At 46.7% G+C, this 3,353-nt stretch carries 2 rRNA genes; both read right to left on the bottom strand.

The window, feature by feature from the left end:
• Positions 1-47: 47 nt before the first annotated feature.
• Positions 48-164: ribosomal RNA gene (gene rrf, locus SHI21_RS20635) — 5S ribosomal RNA — on the bottom strand.
• A gap of 146 nt (positions 165-310) precedes the next feature.
• Positions 311-3,229, bottom strand: a 23S ribosomal RNA gene (locus SHI21_RS20640).
• Positions 3,230-3,353: the final 124 nt, after the last annotated feature.

The raw sequence follows: 3,353 nt of genomic DNA on the forward strand, positions 1-3,353 counted from the left end.
AAAAACAAAAAACCCCAAGACAAGCTCGGGGTTTTTCTAAAATAAAGAGGGTGCATTGACCTTTTCTCACACCAAGCTTCCCTGGCACTACCTTCGGCGCTGAAGAGCTTAACTTCCGAGTTCGGGATGGGATCGGGTGTTTCCTCTTCGCTAATAACACACCCAAAACTGGATATATTCTAACAAATCGTTTTAAATAAATTTATGTCTCGCGTTTTATACTCTTGTTGGAGTTAGTTACGCAAGCTCTTTTTCAAATGTTTTTAACATTCACAAAACAGAACCAGATAAAATGAGAACCCATGTAATCAAAAAAAAGCAGAACGACAAATTAGTATTGGTCAGCTCAAAGCATTACTGCTCTTACACCCCCAACCTATCAAACTCCTAGTCTAGAAGTTGTCTTAATAGAAATCTTATCTTGTAATTGGCTTCCCACTTAGATGCTTTCAGCGGTTATCCATTCCGAACTTAGCTACCCGGCGATACAACTGGCGTCATAACCGGTTCACCATAGGTTCGTCCATCCCGGTCCTCTCGTACTAAGGACAGATTTACTCAAATTTCTTACGCCCACGGAGGATAGAGACCGAACTGTCTCACGACGTTCTGAACCCAGCTCGCGTACCGCTTTAATTGACGAACAGTCAAACCCTTGGGACCTGCTCCAGCCCCAGGATGCGATGAGCCGACATCGAGGTGCCAAACCTCCCCGTCGATGTGAACTCTTGGGGGAGATCAGCCTGTTATCCCCGGAGTACCTTTTATCCGTTGAGCGATGGCCCTTCCACTCGGAACCACCGGATCACTAACACCTGCTTTCGCACCTGCTCGGCTCGTTTGCCTCACAGTCAAGCTCCCTTATGCGTTTACACTCTATGGCCGGTTTCCATTCGGCCTGAGGGAACCTTCGTGCGCCTCCGTTACTCTTTAGGAGGCGACCGCCCCAGTCAAACTGCCCACCAGACATTGTCCCCCGACCGGATTACGATCGTAGGTTAGAATTCCAATTAACATAGGGTGGTATTTCAAGGTTGTCTCCCCGTACACCGGAATGCACGGATCAATAACTCCCACCTATCCTACGCAATGTTAATCGAAACTCAATGCCAAGCTACAGTAAAGGTTCACGGGGTCTTTTCGTCCTTCCGCGGGTAGCGCGTTTCTTCACGCGCTCACCAATTTCGCTGGGTCTCCTGTTGAGACAGTGGGGAAGTCGTTACGCCATTCGTGCAGGTCGGAACTTACCCGACTAGGAATTTCGCTACCTTAGGACCGTTATAGTTACGGCCGCCGTTTACTGGGGCTTCAATTCAAAGCTTCTCTTGCGATAACCTCTCCTTTTAACCTTCCAGCACCGGGCAGGCGTCAGCCCATATACTTCCACTTACGTGTTTGCATAGACCTGTGTTTTTGATAAACAGTCGCTACCCCCTTTTCACTGCGACCTCCAATAGCTTTACCAGCAAGTGATATTACCATCAAAGGCGTGCCTTCTCCCGAAGTTACGGCACCAATTTGCAGAGTTCCTTAACAAGAGTTCTCCCAAGCGCCTGAGGATTCTCTCCTCATCTACCTGTGTCGGTTTATGGTACGGGTTAATAAAAATCTCCTAGCGAAACTTTTCTGGGAAGCAGAGGATCATGAACTTCGCTTGCGCTCGTATTCGTATCTCAGAGTTAACGCCGACCGGATTTGCCTAATCGACCCCCTACATACTTAAACCACAACCAATAAGTGGCTTCACTACCTTTCTCCGTCATTCCATCTAGTCAAACGATTTTTACTAAGTACAGGAATATTAACCTGTTGGTCATCCACTACGCCTTTCGGCCTCATGTTAGAACCCGACTAACCCTGGGCGGAGTCACCTGGCCCAGGAACCCTTAGATTTACGGCGGAAATGATTCTCACATTTCTTATCGCTACTCATTTCAGCATCAGCTCTTGTGAGACCTCCAGCGCTCCTTACGGTACACCTTCATCGGCAAACACAATGCTCTCCTACCATTATTTACATAATCCATAGCTTCGGTACGTCACTTTAGCCCCGTTACATTTTCGGCGCAGAATCACTAGTCCAGTGAGCTATTACGCTTTCTTTAAAGGGTGGCTGCTTCTAAGCCAACCTCCTGGATGTCAAAGTAATTCCACAACCTTCTCCACTTAGCGACGATTTTGGGACCTTAGCTGATGGTCTGGGCTCTTTCCCTTTTCACAATGGACCTTAGCATCCACTGTGTCACTGCCTGATAGTACTCATTGGTATTGTGAGTTTGATATGGTTTGGTAAGCTGGTAAGCCCCCTAGCCAAGTCAGTGCTATACCCCCAATGGTATTCGTCAGACGCTGCACCTAAATGCATTTCGGAGAGAACCAGCTATCACGGAATTTGATTGGCCTTTCACCCCTAACCACAAATCATCCCAGACGTTTTCAACCGTCACGAGTTCGGTCCTCCACGAGGTATTACCCCCGCTTCAACCTGTTCATGGCTAGCTCATCCCGTTTCGGGTCTACGACATGCTACTAATCGCCCTATTCAGACTCGGTTTCCCTACGGCTACACCTTCAACGGCTTAACCTCGCAACATATCGTAACTCGCTGAATCATAATGCAAAAGGTACGTTATCAGGCTTTACAATAGCCCTCTAACTGTTTGTAAGTGTATGGTTTCAAGATCTATTTCACTCCCCTCATCGGGGTTCTTTTCATCTTTCCCTCACGGTACTAGTTCACTATCGGTCAGCAAGTAGTATTTTGCCTTGGAGGGTGGTCCCCCCAGCTTCAGACAAGGTTTCACGTGCCTCGTCCTACTCAGGATACTCTCTAGAGGATAAACATTTCGGATACAGGGTTTTCACCTTCTTTGACCGGACTTCCCAGACCGTTCTCCTATATTTACCTTTCCGTATGAGAGTCCTACAACCCCAGAGTGCATGCACTCTAGTTTGGGCTCTTCCGATTTCGCTCGCCGCTACTGCCGGAATCTCGTTTGATTACTCTTCCTGAAGGTACTAAGATGTTTCAATTCCCTTCGTTCGCTCCTATGTGACTAGTTTACTCATCACATGGTTTATACTCTTTCAAGTATAAAGGTTTCCCCATTCGGACATCACCGGATCAAAGTCTATTTGCCGACTCCCCGATGCATTTCGCTGGCTAATATACGTCCTTCTTCGCCTCTTGCTGCCAAGATATTCCCCATACACCCTTAATAGCTTTTAATTTCTTGTATAGATGAAGTTTTTGAAAAAACTTCTAAAAAACAAATAATGACTGCATTACGGTCATTACTTACATGGGTTCTCGTCTTCTATCTGATCCTGTTATGTCAATGTTAAAGAACAAA

The sequence above is a fragment of the Bacteriovorax sp. PP10 genome (assembly GCF_035013165.1).
In the GTDB taxonomy this organism is placed as follows: Bacteria; Bdellovibrionota; Bacteriovoracia; order Bacteriovoracales; family Bacteriovoracaceae; genus Bacteriovorax; species Bacteriovorax antarcticus.